The organism is Pantoea sp. Mb-10 (assembly GCF_021272205.1).
Classification (GTDB): domain Bacteria; phylum Pseudomonadota; class Gammaproteobacteria; order Enterobacterales; family Enterobacteriaceae; genus Pantoea.
Genome location: NZ_JAJSDX010000001.1, coordinates 640014 through 656187 on the forward strand (window position 1 = coordinate 640014; position 16174 = coordinate 656187).

The 16174-nt window shown below is 51.3% G+C and carries 18 protein-coding genes; all 18 read right to left on the reverse strand.

What is annotated here, in order from left to right:
* Nucleotides 1-4 precede the first annotated feature (4 nt).
* Nucleotides 5-682, reverse strand: a complete 678-nt coding sequence (locus LU196_RS03040; RefSeq protein WP_232761468.1) for an EscR/YscR/HrcR family type III secretion system export apparatus protein — start codon at nt 680-682, stop codon at nt 5-7.
* Nucleotides 672-1610 carry a FliM/FliN family flagellar motor switch protein gene (locus LU196_RS03045; RefSeq protein ID WP_232761467.1) on the reverse strand — a complete coding sequence of 313 codons (939 nt, stop codon included), beginning with the start codon at nt 1608-1610 and terminating at the stop codon, nt 672-674. The genes LU196_RS03040 and LU196_RS03045 overlap by 11 nt, the downstream gene beginning before the upstream one ends.
* Entirely contained in the window at nt 1610-2530 is a 921-nt protein-coding gene (locus LU196_RS03050) for a hypothetical protein (protein ID WP_232761466.1), read from the reverse strand. The genes LU196_RS03045 and LU196_RS03050 overlap by 1 nt, the downstream gene beginning before the upstream one ends.
* Before the next feature lie 32 nt (nt 2531-2562).
* Nucleotides 2563-3015 carry a hypothetical protein gene (locus tag LU196_RS03055; protein WP_232761465.1) on the reverse strand — a complete coding sequence of 151 codons (453 nt, stop codon included), beginning with the start codon at nt 3013-3015 and terminating at the stop codon, nt 2563-2565.
* Nucleotides 2999-4291 carry a type III secretion system ATPase SctN gene (gene sctN, locus LU196_RS03060; RefSeq protein ID WP_232761464.1) on the reverse strand — a complete coding sequence of 431 codons (1293 nt, stop codon included), beginning with the start codon at nt 4289-4291 and terminating at the stop codon, nt 2999-3001. Before sctN ends, LU196_RS03055 begins: the two co-directional genes overlap by 17 nt.
* Nucleotides 4291-4692, reverse strand: coding sequence for an SPI-1 type III secretion system chaperone SpaK (spaK, locus tag LU196_RS03065; protein ID WP_232761463.1), 402 nt, complete (start codon nt 4690-4692; stop codon nt 4291-4293). Before spaK ends, sctN begins: the two co-directional genes overlap by 1 nt.
* Nucleotides 4693-4707: 15 nt before the next feature.
* Nucleotides 4708-6774 (reverse strand): EscV/YscV/HrcV family type III secretion system export apparatus protein, encoded by a 2067-nt coding sequence (locus tag LU196_RS03070; protein WP_232761462.1) that lies wholly within the window; start codon nt 6772-6774, stop codon nt 4708-4710.
* Between the two features lie 9 nt (nt 6775-6783).
* Complete coding sequence (gene sctW, locus LU196_RS03075) at nt 6784-7935, reverse strand: type III secretion system gatekeeper subunit SctW (RefSeq protein ID WP_232761461.1); 1152 nt, start codon at nt 7933-7935, stop codon at nt 6784-6786.
* Complete coding sequence (gene sctC / locus LU196_RS03080) at nt 7908-9608, reverse strand: type III secretion system outer membrane ring subunit SctC (RefSeq protein ID WP_232761460.1); 1701 nt, start codon at nt 9606-9608, stop codon at nt 7908-7910. Before sctC ends, sctW begins: the two co-directional genes overlap by 28 nt.
* Complete coding sequence (locus LU196_RS03085) at nt 9605-10366, reverse strand: helix-turn-helix domain-containing protein (RefSeq protein ID WP_232761459.1); 762 nt, start codon at nt 10364-10366, stop codon at nt 9605-9607. The genes sctC and LU196_RS03085 overlap by 4 nt, the downstream gene beginning before the upstream one ends.
* 22 nt (nt 10367-10388) lie before the next feature.
* On the reverse strand, nt 10389-10844 hold the full coding sequence (locus LU196_RS03090; protein WP_232761458.1) for a transglycosylase SLT domain-containing protein: 456 nt from the start codon (nt 10842-10844) through the stop codon (nt 10389-10391).
* Between the two features lie 84 nt (nt 10845-10928).
* On the reverse strand, nt 10929-11390 hold the full coding sequence (locus LU196_RS03095; protein ID WP_232761457.1) for a helix-turn-helix domain-containing protein: 462 nt from the start codon (nt 11388-11390) through the stop codon (nt 10929-10931).
* Between the two features lie 119 nt (nt 11391-11509).
* The gene (locus tag LU196_RS03100) at nt 11510-13054 is read right to left on the reverse strand and encodes a winged helix-turn-helix domain-containing protein (protein WP_232761456.1); all 1545 of its coding nucleotides are present in this window, start codon (nt 13052-13054) and stop codon (nt 11510-11512) included.
* 179 nt (nt 13055-13233) lie between these two features.
* Nucleotides 13234-13764, reverse strand: a complete 531-nt coding sequence (locus LU196_RS03105; protein WP_232761455.1) for a hypothetical protein — start codon at nt 13762-13764, stop codon at nt 13234-13236.
* Nucleotides 13765-13952: 188 nt separating this feature from the next.
* The gene (locus tag LU196_RS03110; protein ID WP_232761454.1) at nt 13953-14621 is read right to left on the reverse strand and encodes a hypothetical protein; all 669 of its coding nucleotides are present in this window, start codon (nt 14619-14621) and stop codon (nt 13953-13955) included.
* A complete protein-coding gene (locus LU196_RS03115; RefSeq protein WP_232761453.1) occupies nt 14599-15135 on the reverse strand; it encodes a hypothetical protein in 537 nt (178 codons plus the stop codon). Before LU196_RS03115 ends, LU196_RS03110 begins: the two co-directional genes overlap by 23 nt.
* Entirely contained in the window at nt 15116-15877 is a 762-nt protein-coding gene (gene sctJ / locus LU196_RS03120; RefSeq protein ID WP_232761452.1) for a type III secretion system inner membrane ring lipoprotein SctJ, read from the reverse strand. The genes LU196_RS03115 and sctJ overlap by 20 nt, the downstream gene beginning before the upstream one ends.
* Entirely contained in the window at nt 15878-16168 is a 291-nt protein-coding gene (gene sctI, locus LU196_RS03125; protein WP_232761451.1) for a type III secretion system inner rod subunit SctI, read from the reverse strand.
* Between the last annotated feature and the right edge of the window lie 6 nt (nt 16169-16174).

Consider the following 16174-nt stretch of genomic DNA (forward strand, 5'->3'; position numbering starts at 1 on the left):
ATGGTTATCCGCTTATTGAGAGGTACTGCTCAATCAAACTTTTGGAGACCAGCGTCCAGCCGTCCAGCACCACAAACAGCAGCAGCTTTACCGGCACGGAGAGCGTGACGGGACTCATCATCATCATGCCCAGCGTGAGCAAAATGCTCGAAATCAGGAGATCGATGACGACAAAAGGCAAATAGATGTAGAACCCAATCATAAAGGCATCTTTTATTTCACTCAGTGCATAGGCGGGCAGTAGCGCAAGCAGCGATGGGCGGCTTTCCTCTTGGTCCTCCGGTTCAAACGCCTCGCTCTCTTCCGTCCCTAAGGGCTGCGCGCGCTGGGCGTTGTGGAAAAAGGCCGTTAGCGCGGGATCGGCATAACGCTCCAGATAGGCGCGATAACTGCCGAAGCCTTCATTGACAATCTGCTCGATATCCTGAGCGCGATCAAAAGTCAGATTATGTTGCGTGACGTAGTCATAACCTTGTCTGGCGACGGGCATCATGACAACGCTGGCAAGAATCAACGCAATACCATTGAGCGTGAGATTGGACGGTACCTGCTGCAGCCCTATCGCGTTGCGAATCATAATAAATACGACAGAAAATTTGATGTAGCAGGTGCCGCTGGCAAGCAGGAACGGCGCCAGCGACGCCAGCGCCAGCGTCGCAATCAACGAAAAATCATTCTCCACACGCATCACCGTGATACAGCGTTTGAATCTCAACGCAGAGGGTATCGTCGTCCATAGAGACCCATTCCCCCCGGCCCAGCAGCGCGCCGTTGCCTTTAATCATGACGCTATTGGCGCCGCTGCCCGCCGTGGCCAGCGTCATGCCGGGGGTTAACGCCCGGAGTTCCGCCAGCGTCATCACTTGCTCGTGCACCACAAATTCCAGCCGCACCGGAATCGCGTTGATACCGGTTGCGCGGGCGAAATCCCGCGTCTCCCACTCGTCGTCCGCCTCGTGGTTGATCCCCTCGTCGTAATCATCATTTAACATCAAGACATCTCCTTCATGGTCATAGTGGCCCATCGGCCGCCCTTGGATACGCACTTCCTGGAGCAGACGGCTGACGATAAGCCTATCGCCGCACCGCATGCGCCTGACATAGCGCGCGCTTAGCGCGCTTTCGCCCTTTACCAACGAGCAGATGAAGGGCAGGTGTGCCGGAACATAAGGCACCTCACTGCCGGGGGCTGGCTGCGGTGCGCTCGCCACCGCAAGGAGCCATGCGCGTCCGAGTGAGGTGGTCAGTTCCGGCAGGGGTTGGCTGGGCAGGCTGTTTTCCTGCGCCGGACAGTGCTGCGTGAAGCTAAGTGCCGTGCCGTTCGCCCGCGAGAGCTCACAGCAGGCGTCGGCATGATGAAAAAAACAGCGGATTTCATCGGCGGTAAAATGCTCGGTTGCCAATCCCGCCGCATCCGGCCAGGTTTGCGCCAGCCAGTCGCGCAGATCCACCAGCAGCTGATTGCCGTCTGGCGTGGAGAAGTGCTGCAACACCGCCCCCGGCGGCGGCAGGCTATCGCGCAGCCGGTTACCGGCTTGCGTCTGTTCGGTGACAAAGCGTTGCCAGGCCACGTCATGTGGCTGGTAGGCCCGAAGTGAAACGCGCGCCATCAGGCCTCTTCCTCCTCATCAAGAACATAGGATGCGGCGCGGCGTTGCTGCCCTTGCTTCTCGAACAAGGCCAGAGGCGGCGCGTCCGCCTGCTGGATAGCCACGTCCAACCGATCCAGCACCTCGCGGCTCGACACCCTCGCCGTGACCGGCTGCGGCATCTGTCGAGGAATCAGCAGTTCGACCTGCATGGCCCCCGTGGGATCCGTGCGTCGAAACGTATAGGTCAGTCGCCGTAAGCCCGGTGGCGGTGTCGATTCGGCGAGCGGCGCGAACAACGCAGGCGCGGACATGCGCGCTAACTGGCGCGAGGGACCGTCGGTGAGCGTGGTGGAATCGAGCGTAAGAGACGGCACCGGCCCGGCCAAGCCGGTGGCGGTTGCGCTCTGGGGGATCGCCGTTGACGCGTGCGGTTCCTGCTTGTCACTCGGCAGCGTACTGTGTGCGCCGCTTGTTCCCTGTGCGGGCATGAGGTCGGCAATGCGCGGCAGCGGCGCGGCAACCGGGCTATGCGCAATCACATTATTGTGAACAGGGGTAACCGCATCGTGGCTAAGCGGTCTTGCCTGTAAGGCGCGCACGATCGGGCTTTCTTGTGCGGCGTGCCTGAGCGGCGTGACGGAAGGGTCCGACGTGACCTGCATGACTTGGGAGATCCACCTTTGCTGGTTCACTGGCTTGCCCTGTTTTTCCTGCGTGACCCCGCGCCCTTGCCCGGCGTTATCTTGCCCGCCCATCTCAACAGCCGTTGTTGCGGCTTCGGGTGCGTTAAGCGCCCAGCTTAGGCGCGATTCGGGCTGATGCAGCAGCGCATGGAGATACGGCGCAACCGCAGGAATGGGGGCATCAGAAACGGGCTCAAAACGACGCTTCTTCGTGGGTTGCCTGACGCTGTTTTTTTCGTCTGGTGCCGTATACATACGATCACACAGCAGCCGTAATGGCGAAGGGGTTAACGTGGCCAACTGCATTGCTCCTCTATTTCATCGTCAATCTGATTCTGTAATCGCCGCGTCGCGTGGCGGCGAAGATCGCGGGCGCGCTGTTCAAGACGTTGATGCCGCCGCGTCAGCGCCTGCCGCGCATTGCTTGCCTGGCGGCGCGTCTGATCAACCTCACGTTGCTGCTCCCGCTGCTCCCCCTGCTCCAGCATCAAGGTCGCCATTTTGCGGCGTAGCGTTGCCTGCCGGGCTTTTTGTGCCAGGATGGCTTCACGGTGGGTTTCTCCGTCATAGATAAAGCTTTGCGACAGCAGTTGCGCCGCCTGATGCGCCTGTTCCAGCGCGGTAATGCGCGCCGTGATGGCCGCCGTTTGCTGCTGGCAGCGTTGCAGAATCTGCGTCTGTTTCTGGATACGCCGCTCGGCGCTGGCGCACACTTTCTGTAATTTATTGCGTAAGCTCATACATCCTCTGCAAGCTATGCTCGACGCAAACGGTGTCTGAGCGGGACTGACACAGAAATTCGCGAAACGCAGGCATCTGGGCGTAAAGCCGGTCGTTCTCCTCATGCTGACCGGGCTGGTACTCACCAAACTCAATCAGCGTTTGCAGCGTCTCCATGTGGGCCAAGGCCTGACGAAATTTACCGGCGTGCGCCAGATGCGCGGGCTGGCACACGCGGGTGCTAACGCGGCTCAGACTGCGTAAAACATCAATGGCGGGATAGTGGTTGGCCGCTGCTAACTTGCGGCTCAGCAGGATGTGGCCATCCAGAATCGATCGGATCTCTTCTGCCACCGGATCGCTCTCTTCTTCGCTTTCCATCAAGATGGTGAAAAATGCCGTAATGCTGCCCTGATGCGTGACGCCTGGGCGCTCCAACAGCGCAGGCAGCCGCTCAAAAACCGAGGCCGGATAGCCGCGGCGCGCGGGCGGCTCACCTGTCAGCAAGGCCACGTCGCGGAGCGCGCGCGCATAGCGCGAAACGGAATCCAAAAACAGCACCACGTGCTTTCCGCGGTCGCGAAAGTATTCCGCGACCGTCATGGCGATGAGCGCAGCGTTCATTCTATCCGCGGCGGAAAAATCTGAGGTGGCGTACACCACCACGCAGCGTCCCGCCTGAGGGGAAGCGCGCAGCGCATCGATAAACTCGGTGACTTCACGTCCGCGCTCGCCAATCAACGCCACCACAAAAACATCCGCGCTGGCGTGGTTGATGATCATCTCCATGAGCGTGGTCTTTCCGCATCCGGCCGCAGCAAAGATCCCCATACGCTGTCCGCGCCCACAGGGGATCAGGGCGTCGATTGCGCGTATGCCGGTGAGAAACGGTTCGGTGATATTCACGCGCTGATGAAAGCCCGGCGGACGGGCGTTGATGTCGCGCGTCTCCTGATCAACCAAATCAACCGCGTCCGCCAGCCGCGCGACCACGTCGCCGGTGGCCGCGATCACCGCGCCTTGCACATGCGGAGATAGGGTGAGAGAGAAGCCTTTGCCAGTGGGGCTTACCACCGCTTCGCGCGTCAGCCCTTGCGCCGAACCGAGCAGGCTGAGCAGCGCCGAATCCGGTTGCAGACTTAACACCACGGCTCGAGCGATGACGGTGCTATCCCGCCAGCTCCGGTAAATGTCGCACACCTCACCGATACGCAAATGCCGCAGCGGCACTTCTATTAATGCACCGGTAATGCGCAGTGGATGCGCCTGACAGCGCATCAGTGCGTCCAGAGACATTAGCGAAGCACCTCCAGAAATTTTTCTGCGCTGACATAAAAGGCCTCAAGCGCATTGCTGAAGGCGTCGACGTCCTGCAGAGCCGCTGGCTTCACCAGACACTTCAAAACGGTGTAACCGTCATCTTCACTGATTTGCATCTGGTCGGTGATAGCGAAAGGCGCCGCTTCCATCAGCAGGGTGATTAACGCGGGCGCGCAACGTTCAATATGCGGAAGATGATGTTCACAGAGGCGCATCCAGATCAGCACCTGATCGTGGTGAAGAGACAACAGCATGTCTGGCAACGTATTAAATTCCAGACTGATGGTGCTATGGCTGTCAAAGTTTCCCAGCACGGAGGCGTCACATCCATTGGCCAATAGCGCCTGGCGAACCAGCTCGGCTAAATCGATATCCATTGTAATTACCCACATTTAATTAACAGATTTAATGACGTCGATATTGATACTTTCGGTTATTTCGCCAAAAGAGAGCACTTCAAGGTTGCGATATTTATTCTCAATGAATCTTTTCACAAAGCGCCGAATATCAACCGCGGTAAGAATGACGTAATCTTTTTGCGACATAAGGATATCGCCGAGCGCCACATCAAATCGGTCCAGAATAAATTCTGCCACTTCAGGCTCCAGATTGAGAAATGTTCCCCCGGATGTTGAACGAATACCTCGCCGCACTGTTTCTTCCAACTCTTGCGAAATCAGCACTACGCGCAGCGTATTTTGCACGGAAAATTTATGGCTAATATAACGAGAGAGTGCGCCACGCGTGTGCTCAACTAAATTAATCACATCCTTTTCTTTGGCGGCCCAAAATGCCAGCGACTCAATAATAAGCTTGGTGTTTCTTACCGATATTTTCTCGTTCACTAATCGCTGGAGAACCTCTGCAATACGTTGGACCGTCGCATTACGCGTTGCCTCTTTCACTAATTCGGGATAATCCTTTTCCAGCTTATCGAGATGGCTTTTCGTTTCTTGCACGCCAAAATATTCATTGACGTTTCTCACCAGCGTGGTTGAAAGGCTGTAATACAACTCATCAACCGCGCTGCGCGTTAAATAGCCTAACTCTTCAAGCCGCTCATGGTTGTCCGGCGAGGTCCACAGAACATTGTCCTGATTACGAATATCCATGCCTAACTGCGTCAGCTCGTCGGAGCCGTTAATCACCCGAATCTGGTCAAAGTAAATCGGGTATTTATCTGCCTGAATCTCATTGATCAGCAGCGTCACGTCGTGCGATGCGTAACGGTCTGAAGGTTTAACCAGCAGCGGCGGTAAGTGGATCCCGTAATCAATAAAGAACTGACTGCGAAAGCGCTCACTGGCGCGTAAACGCTTGAGCTCGGCAGCCACCTGACGATTGACTACCAGCATCAGCGGAATGGTCACGGGCGTCACGTCATCCAGATTGTCAATTAAGCCGAGCCGCGTTTCGTTGCTGCCTACCGCCTCTTGATGCGCCGCTGGTGCGGGCTCCAGATCGGATTCGGGCTGGGCGGCTGCCGATCGCGCCGCCCGACGCGCCTGATAAAGCTTATAGAAACCGAGTCCGCCGGGGATCAGCGCCAGCAGCACGAAAATCACAAAAGGAAAACCGGGCAACATACCGACCATCAGCGCAATGATCGCGGCAATAAACAGCACAAAATTATTGCTGAGCAGCTGCGACATCATGGTTGCCCCCATGTTGTTCCCCTCGCCGCTCACGCGCGTGACGATAAAGCCCGCGCTAATCGCAATAAGGAGTGAGGGGATTTGCGCCACCAATCCGTCGCCAATGGTGAGCATGGTGTAAACCGACAGTGCGGTAGAAAGATCCATGCCGTGCTGGCTAATACCGACGCTGATACCACCAATAAAGTTGATAAAAATTACGATAATGCCAGCAATCGCATCCCCTTTGATAAACTTCATCGCGCCATCAAATGAGCCATAGAGCTGGCTCTCTTTCTCCAATACCGAGCGTCGCTGCGTCGCTTGTTCAGCCGTAATCGCCTCCGCGCGCAAGTCAGCGTCAATGCTCATCTGTTTTCCCGGCATACCGTCCAAAGAAAAGCGCGCCGCCACCTCCGCCACGCGCTCCGCCCCTTTGGTGATCACCAGAAATTGCACAATGGTCACAATGGCAAAGATCACAAACCCCACCACCAGGTTGTCGCCAATAACAAACAAGCCGAAGGTCGCGATGATGTCACCGGCATCGGCATCATTCAGGATCAGGCGGCTGGTGCTGATAGAGAGCGCAAGACGAAACAAGGTCGTGATTAACAGCACCGCTGGAAATGAGGAGAAGCTAAGAATTCTGTCAATATAAAAAGAAGACAAAAACACCAGCGCCGAAATAACGATATTTAAGCCAATCAGAAAATCCACTAACATCGTCGGTAGTGGAATCACCAGCATCGCAATGACGGTCACCATCAAAAGCAAAATAAACAGCTCAGGATGTGACTTTATTTTTCCCAAAAATTGATTCATGAGGCTTCGTTACCTACCTGATGTTGTATTTTTTAATACAACGACATCCTGTTGCAGATTAAGGAAAATCTCGAGCAACGCGTCTCTATCCTGCTGATTACAGAAAATCGCTAATGGCATTTTTTTTAATTCCGTTAATAACCACTGTACTAGTTGCGAGATTTCGGCTGCGGAAGCAACATGTAAAAAATCGCCAGCCACCTCTTGCAACCCATCATAAAAGGCTTGTGGATTATCGAGTGTGCGCATTAAAAACATAAGCCACGCTTCTTCTGGTTTATTTAAAAGCGCAATAAAACTCTCACCACGGATTAAACGCACAAAATTCACATCGCAGGTGCGGATGACTTTTATCTGGCTTAATCGCCCGTATAAATCTCCAAACTCAACGAGGTTGCAACTGGGTTGATAGGCGTCAATGTCGGTGAGTAAGGCAGACTCCATAAAATCAATCACCACATGGCGACGATCTACGCCATAGCTCGACAACCAGCGCTTATAGAGTGTCAACGCATGCTCATCACTTTGAATAAAATCGCGATAGGCATGCCGCACTGACGCCGGGGTCATGCGCAGCTTACGCCCAAAAATTCGCGCTTTTAGCGCCACGTTCAACCCTGCGCGCGTGGGTTTCGCCTCGCACGCGTCTTCCGCCTGCGCCAATGCTTCGCTGACATCCTCCACCGCCTGAGGCTCGGCCCGACACCGCTTCAACAACACGCGCAGCGCGGCGATTAAACAGCTGCTGTCGGCGAATCGCCGTTGCGCCTGCTGCAACAGGAAGGCGGGCCGACCGCGCGCCTCGCCGCGCAGGATCCGCATCAACGCCTCCAGCTTTTCATCGGCGTCCTCGTCAAGAATGACGTCGGTACCGCTGTCGGTCAGCAGCGCCGTGCGCCGTTCCATATCGCGCCGATTGCGTATCTGCGTCACCAGCGCGCTGAGTTCATCCACGGTATCCAACAGGTTGCGGGCCAGAACGCCGCCCTCCTCTTCGACCTGCTGTCCAGCCTCAGTTGCCTTCTCCGCCGAGCGCGTCGCGCTGGCCTCCAGTGAGGTCTCTGCGCCGCGTTGTCGCGCCTGGCGCGCTTCACGCTGATGCTGACCGAGGGGCGACGCTAAAGGGCGCGGCGTTACGGCATGCGGGCGTTCGATTGCCATGCTTTTCCTGCCAGCAGATTATCCATCCAGTCGAACATGTCACCGTTAAGTGACTTACCGCGCAGCGCCTGCATCATGCCAACGTTTTCCGGAAGGAACTGCGTTACGATCTCTTTCGGCTGTATCAGAAAAACACGCACCAGCGACGCTTGCTTTTGGGATTGATAGCGAAACAGTCCGCCGATCAACGGTAAGCTGCGCATGCCGGGAATCCCGCTCAGCGCCTCGCTGTTCTCCTGTCGCGTGTAACCGCCAATCAGCAAACTTTTGCCTTTAGGAACGCGCGCAATCGTGCTGATGCTGGTACGGCCCACCTCGGGCAGCAGTTCGGAATCCTGCCCTGCGATTTGATTACCGTCTTCCACGCTGAGCAATAACTCGATCTCTTGCTCAGCGCTGAAGCGAGGCAGCACGCTAATGGCCGTGCCATAGGTCACATGCTCCAGACTGCTGGTGCGTTCGCCCACCAATTTGGTATAGAAGGTGCGATTGTTGTCGAACACGGCTGGGATATTTTCCTGCGTCAGGATCATGGGGCGCGACACAATATTGGCCTTTTGATCCTTTGCCAGCGCCGTTACCGCCGCCATAAAGCTTGCGCCGTCCACGGTGCTTGAGCCGCCGTTAAACGCTACTCCTAGCTGCGGCCCCACGTTCAGCGAGCCGCTCCATGAAACGCCCAGCTGATCAAGCTGCTCTTTTTGCAAGTCGACAATCCAGACCGACATCTCAACGTGCCGTCTTGGCAAATCCAGTAAGGCGATCAACTGCTGGAGGCTGCGGACCTGTTCGGCACTGCCGCGTACCAGCAGGCTGTTATTGTCCTGATTCGCCACCACCACCACCGGCTCCTGCGCATGTCGACCACGGGGGCTGAACGGCGTAAGTAACGCAGGTGGAATAGTCGCCGCCTCGGGAAACAAGGCGCGCGCGCTGTCAATACGCTGCTGCGGCGTGGGCGACGCGGCAGACGGTTCCTGTGACACAACCCGATCGGCGGTGACGTCTGCTTTGCCAATCAGTTTTTCAATCACGGTTGCCATGCCAGGGATCACGATTTGTTCATCGCGATAACGATAAGTACGATCAGTAACAAAAGTATTTTTAAGCGGAATAACATGCAGTGATATGCCGCTATGTGTGGCCTGCCCTTTGCTATCAAGCACAGCAGCCACATCTTTTACCAGGCTGACATACACCGGCGGCCCGGAGACATAGAACGTGTTGCTGACGTTATCGGTACGTATGGGATAGCGCTCGTCGTACAAGCCGGACGACATAAGGAAGTGGCGCACGGTGACAGGAGCAACCGTTTTCAAGGAAACGAGCGCGCTCTTTATCTCAGAGGCATCATAAATAAACAGGTTTTGTCCGTCGTCGTACCCTATTAGCCCCATGCGCTGACTCACACGCTCAACCAATGCGATGGGATCGGCTAAATCGAAATGACCGCTAATGCGTTTTTTTAACGCAGCATTGCTGACAACGACAGGCCGTTTTAATTTGGCTGACACCGCATCGAAAAACGTGCGCATGGTGTCTTTTTCAGCCACATAGCGGTCAGAGCTTTCACCCACTTGCTTAGCATGTGCTTCAATCTCCTCAGCAATGGAACATGAAGAAACAAAGATAAAAAGAATAAAAATCGCAGATTGCCATGAACAAATTTTCATTTTTCGCTATCACACAAAGATTTATTTTTTAATTCTCGGGGTGAATAACCCAGAGCTGTTTTGACATCATTTGAAAAATGCGAGAGAGAGGCATAACCATGCTTGAACGCAACATCGGTGATCGTTTCTTCGTGTTCCAGCAGATCAAGCAGCGCGCGTGAAAGTCGCCAGTGGCATAACTCTTCTTTGACGGTATTACCCAGTGCGCTGCGCGACAGGCGCCGAAAATGTGAAACAGAAACACCATATTTCTCGCCCAATGCTTTCAGGGAAAGGTTATCTCTTTCATGTTCTAATAAATAACGAATTAGCCAGTAATGTTCTGAAGATCGCAGTAACGCTAAATACGGTGAAGCGTGCGCCACATCCAGTATATTGATCGTAATTAGCCAACGTTCAAAATGCTTTTGATTGCCTCCTTTTTTTATATTCAACGCTGAAAAAAAATGTGCACCCGTTTTCTGATGAACCACATTGCGCTGCAGCGCTGTATCGATAAAGGCCTGAAGTTTTATCAGCGCTTGAATATTCGCAGGAAACACACTTAACGTGCCCTGTTCAATCATCAGCGTTCTTTCCCTTATCATCAGCACGCCACGTTGATGAGGCTTTAGCACCACTCTATTTTTTACCTTGTCTGCGATCAAACTGAATCGGCAACCTTGTGCAGCATCAGGATGGACTGCGACAATGTTTTCGGCAGAAAAGCGATGACAATCTCCTTTCGCAAGAATATATTTCATTTCATGCTGATTCATGATTACCTCGTTTTCAATGCATTTACCATGGCGACCTGGCATTTCGTTGCACATAAATCGCAGCTATTTTTTGGGCATACTCGTAGCGCCGCGCACGCCTGGCAGGTGAGGTACCCGCGTTATAGGCACCTACCGCTTCCCAGCCAAATCCAAAACGAAAAACCATTTTTTTCAAAATCGAGGCGCCGACCAAAACGGAAATACACGGGTTATCAATAAGCATGGCTTCGCTGATACCTTTATTCCTTAATGCCGGCAGATGTATGCTATTTATTTGCATCAGACCAATATCATAAGTGCCATTACCATTGATATTTTTTGCAGTAGGTCGCATTGAGGACTCGGCTATCGCGATAGCCGAGAGCAATTCAGCTTCAATACCATACGTATATTCTGCTAACGTCCAGCAGGTCGCTTTCGCATCGTGGATAAAAGGTAATAATCCCAGTATTAACAGTAAAGCCCGACGCCTTGTCATTCTTCTTATCCTAACGATATTTTATTCACTTCATTCTGAAAAACATGATGAAAAAATTATCACTTCTATTTTTTACTATCACGCTTAGCTAAAGCGAATGTTCAACACGGAACTGCATTCGAAAACAGGAGGCGTAAAACCTGCCGAATGAGGCTTATTAGCAGACCGCGCTGGTTTGCTTAAATTGCTCAAAACAGGGGTATTCAATACCACACCGTAATGAGGAAGGGTTTTGATAAGCGCAGCCGGGATGTTATGCCTCACTAACAATGTTCGAAACTGGTGTATCAGCTGATGATAATTATTATCCAGAACGTATTTATGGTTTTCGCACCAGATGATTTGAATGATTTTACGTTTACAGGTTATGTTATTCATCAGACACAGCATTAACCTTTTCTTTCTTTTAGAAAGGAGAATATGCACGTTAATAGAATCAAAACTAACGATATTCTTAGCACAATCAAGCGAAACTACACCCTTTATCCCAACAATGTCTTTTCTTGCGATGACAATCTCGTCAGGAGTGTTATTAACATCAACCACTTTATCCTCCGGTATATTTAACGCTAGCTAATAAATCAGATAAAAAACCATATACAAGCAGGATGCGTGTCAAATGCACGCAGTCAATTAGCTCTTTTTAAAAAACAGGAAAAAGCATCTCAATATTTTTCGAAGGTGCGCGTGAGTGCTTTATGATTGGCCTGAATTTCTTGCTTAACCTCTTTTCCCTCGCCTTCTGATACCTGAATCACGCGCTGAAATGGTCGCGCATGTGCACGGCACCGATTGAGCCACACATAAATGGTATCGACCAACTCACAGTGATAACGATGCTGCCTAATTGCGGATAAGGCCTGTTCACACTCGTGATATTTTTCTCGTTTGTGGAATAAGATCACCAGTAGCGCATCCAGGATAATATCGCAGGAGGATTCACGGTATTTAAGTGAGATGGCATAATCCAACGCTGCGTCATGCTCTTCTAATAAAAACCTAACGATAACTAACAGAATGTGCGCGGAAAAATAGTCCGGCTTCAGTGCAATTGCCATATCTAAGTGGCTTTTCGCCCTATGGATTTCACCTTCCACAACTAAATGACAAGCATAAAAGTAATAAATTTTAGCTGTCCCCGGTGAGAGAATTAACGCAATTTGCAACTCAGAAGCGCGACTGTCTGCCATTTCAGGACAAAATACCGTGCGCAAGAGCACCGCCTGTTCACTGCCGGGATCGGTAATAATGATTTTTTCAATTATTTTTAGAATGATCTCAGTGGCCTTAACCTGTTCTATCACGTTTAACGCAGACAAGGCTAAATAGCACCCGACTAAATCATAAAGCGTAGGCGCATCAAATCGGTCGTCACATATCGATGTGTGCGTGCGATGCGCGTCGTGATTAATATTAAAGAGTGGCGGCGGTACTGAAGCAGACCGGAGCATTAACTCATTGCCCGCCACGCTTTTGATTGTTTGCGCAAACTGTTTATTTTTTTCTTGTCTGACGACATCAAGCATTTGATCGAGCAAATGACGCAGAGCAAGGGCATTCTTTACAGGATCGCGGCTGATTATAAAATGTTGCTTTGCTGCGGTTTGCAACGTATTGCTATACACGAGCTCCACGCAAAGCAGCATTTTTTCCTCAAAGCATTGGCGTTTACCCGAAAGAAAGTAATGTGCCCCCGCCTCGCGCAAAAAGGCATACCCGTGATCATCCTCACTCAGCATGGAAGTTAAATTGCTCGACATCATGACGAACCCTTTTTGCGCTAACATCGTGCTGAGATCGGGAATGGCATTAAGAGTGGAAAGTAACGTTTCCTCTTCGCCCTTGAAAGGATAAAGGGCGATAACATTACCATCCAATCCGTCCCCGTCATCGCTGTTACCTGGAGAGTGCACAATTGGGCAAATAAAGCGATAACCTTTCCCGTATATTGTTTCAATATAACGGAGCTTCGATGATTCCTTTAGTATTTTTCGCAAATTATAAATGCAACGGGTGAGCGACTCATCAGTGACATTATCTGAATGCCACACACGCCGAATAATGTCATGTTTAGTCACCAATTTACCTGCGTGCTGTAACAATAAATTCAGCACAGCAAGTTCCTTAGGTGGAACACTGAGTAAACGTTTGTCCCGATAAAGCATATGTTCATTACAGAGCAGATAGGGGCCGAAGCGATAATCTTTCATGTTAATAACTCATTGCTGGTAATTGTTAACCATTTATTATCTAAATCAGTCGAATTTAACCACCCTACTTGTCAATTAAAAAGTCATTTCATGTAAAAAATTCGTTGACAAGATTTTTTTACATACAAAAACATTTATTAATAGCGCAGTAACGCTGCTTAAAAAGCACGAGACAGTAATTAAGCTTTCTTAACCACATCGTTGTCATCGTCGCTAACTTTCCCACTGCAGTGTAAATAGCCTTCGCGTGCATTCTGCCAAGCGATATCATCAAATCGCTGTGTAAGACGCTTCATTCCGCCCACCTCATCAATATATGAGCAAACTTGTTCCAATTTTTCTTTTTCATTAAGTTTAGAAGAAAAGAATTGCCATGCTTGCTCCACCTCAATAGCCGTCAGCGAAGTCAAGGCGTGTTTTATTAGATCATGATGACGCTTGTGATTTATCTCGTTTGGCCTTACCTGATTCTCGTACCAGGTTCCGGTGCCGGCTAACGCAAAATGCAGCGTTGCGAGCTCCATGTTTTGATCGCGAACGCAGGCACGCATAGCTTGATAGTGGCGTTCGGGCGTCATTGCAGCATGAAGTTGCGGCGTACCTGATTCACACATAGCGTCGGAAAAGGCAGTGGACGCATCCTGCCGTGCGGCACACCCCGTCCCCATTAAGATTACTGTACATATTGCCGTTCTTAATAAAAGGTTCATTTACCACTCCTCAGTTTCGGGCGGAATTGTTGTCTGTTGGACAAATACTCTCCAACTGTGCTCCCATAACACTTTTTCAATTAGCGCCTTATTCTCATCGTCAGTGAGCGCATCCGCAGGGGGCCGTGGCGTGTCTACGTTAATATCGTCATGACTGCGATACGGATACGGAATAATATTATTAATGTTCATTTTTTCTCATCTGCAATAAATAGCTGCGCAATATCATTGCGAATGCGCTGATTTAATTGCGCGTGAAGCGATTGAGAACGCCTATTAAGGCTGTTCATTTCTTCACACAGTTGCTGAGCGAAAGGTTCAACCATCAGACGTAACACGTAATCACCCGCCTTTATTTGCAGGACATCACGCTCTTCACGCTCAATCTCAACCCGTACTCCCTGGCCTCTCAGCAATGCGCTTAAGGTGTGTTCTATATGTCGCCAGCCCGTCGGCAACCTGATCGTGACTTTATGCTGTTTGATTTTTGGATACAGGGCTTGCCAGCGTTGAACAAGCGCATGGATCAATTCGGCATCACAGGCCAGCTGGGTAATTTTTTGCCGAACGTCGTCGCGCATCGCTTGGTACTGTTGTTGGTTAACCCGGCACGTTTCAGCAATAAATGTCGCAATAGGGGGCAGGCAGTACAGTAACCCCTGCTCAATACCCTGCTGATAGCCTTGCTCTTTTAGAGCATTGGCCTGTTTTTCAGCGTCGCAAATAATCTTTTTGGCACGCCTTTGGGCCTCATCAATGATGCCTTTAGATCGTCGTGTTGTTTTCAGTTGCTGCTGTGTGATCAATACGCCTTCAATCGCATAAGGCTGAGGGTTAACAGGTGTAATATCTTGCATGTTTTAAGGCCATTATAAACAGTAAGCTATCGGCTTCTTTTTGCGTACCCTCCGCGGTCGCACTGGCGGCAAACATCAGTGTGATTCGCGATAAGAGCGCGCTATCCAACGGCAATGCGCACACCTCCTGGCGTGCCAGCGCCTCCATATTCACCGCATAACGATAAGGTAGGAGCGGCGTTTGTGAGCGCGTAGGAAACATCCTTAAAAAATGATACGCGCCTTTGTCCACTTCCCACCCGGTTACTGACTGCCTTAACAAAGCCTGATGACGGTGGCAGGCCATGTAGTATGCGGCGGTTCTGATCAGAAACCAGTGCTCACAGATGAATCGATGCTGGCCATTCTCAAGAAGTGCATCAGTGAGAGGTTTAAGGTCTAGCGAGCGCGTGAGCACACGGTTGAGCACCGCACGCTGCACGCCCTTTAAGGCACGGCTGCCCGCAGGCAACCGTGATGAATGTAACCAACCGACTGGATCGGCGGCGAAAAGATCAATGGCTCCCACTTTCATTCGAGGCTGTCTCCTGCTTCGGCTGCTCCTTCCTGATCAATCCGTCCCGTTTGATATAAAAACCCACTGCAACCAACACCAGTAACAGCAGCACGCTTCCTGCGATGACCGATGGAAGCCATGTGCTCTTATGGGCGGTGACGTTGCCCGGTATAAACTGCAGCACCGGTGCAACTGGCGTGAGGACGACCGAAATATTGTCGTATTCGGTATTGCTAAAACTGTTTTTTAATAGTCGCTTCACATCCGCTATCATGTTCGTTGCGTTATCGGCTTCATGATTGATGCTCAGCAACGCAGAAATATGCACTGGAAAACGATTTTTATCGGTTTCGGTGTTATTCATGTCATAGCTGACATGCACGCGCGACGTCACCACGCCTTTTAATTGATTTAACGTTTGCTCAAGCCGCTGCTCGATACCTGAATATATTCTTGCCACTTCTGCCCGCGGTGAAGAAATCAGGGCGTCAGCAGGAAATAACGCGGAAATGTCAACCCGTGGTCGGGATGGCAAATTGTAATGCGTCATCAGGTCTACCGCTGTAGCAAAATCTTCAGGCGATACCGTGACGGTAATACCCGTTTTAGCCTGCTCCTTTTTTGTTGCCTGAATATTATTCTTCTGCAATAACGCGACTATCTCGTTCGCCTGCATCTGGTCGAGGCCCGTTAATAGAGCCTCTTGCTTACACCCCGTCAGAAGGCACACACTTAACAGAATAATGTGTGTCCATTTCATTTATGCACGCACCACGGTGTCAATGGCACTTACCGCTTTGCGCGTTAGAGCGGAATATAATGACACTGTCAAATTATATTCAGATGCACGAGTTTGATAGGCATACAGATCCTCCGGCGTCAGCGCATTTTGATAATCCTTGATTCTCTCAAGCTCCGAAATTTTTTGCCGATACTGAGCTTCAATATTTCCCGCAATCCCTTCAAGCAGGGAGTCATCATGTTGAGCCCGCCATTCATGAGGCTGTAGCAAAGCAACATCAAAAAAAGACGCATGGTTAATAGCAGACATATGCCC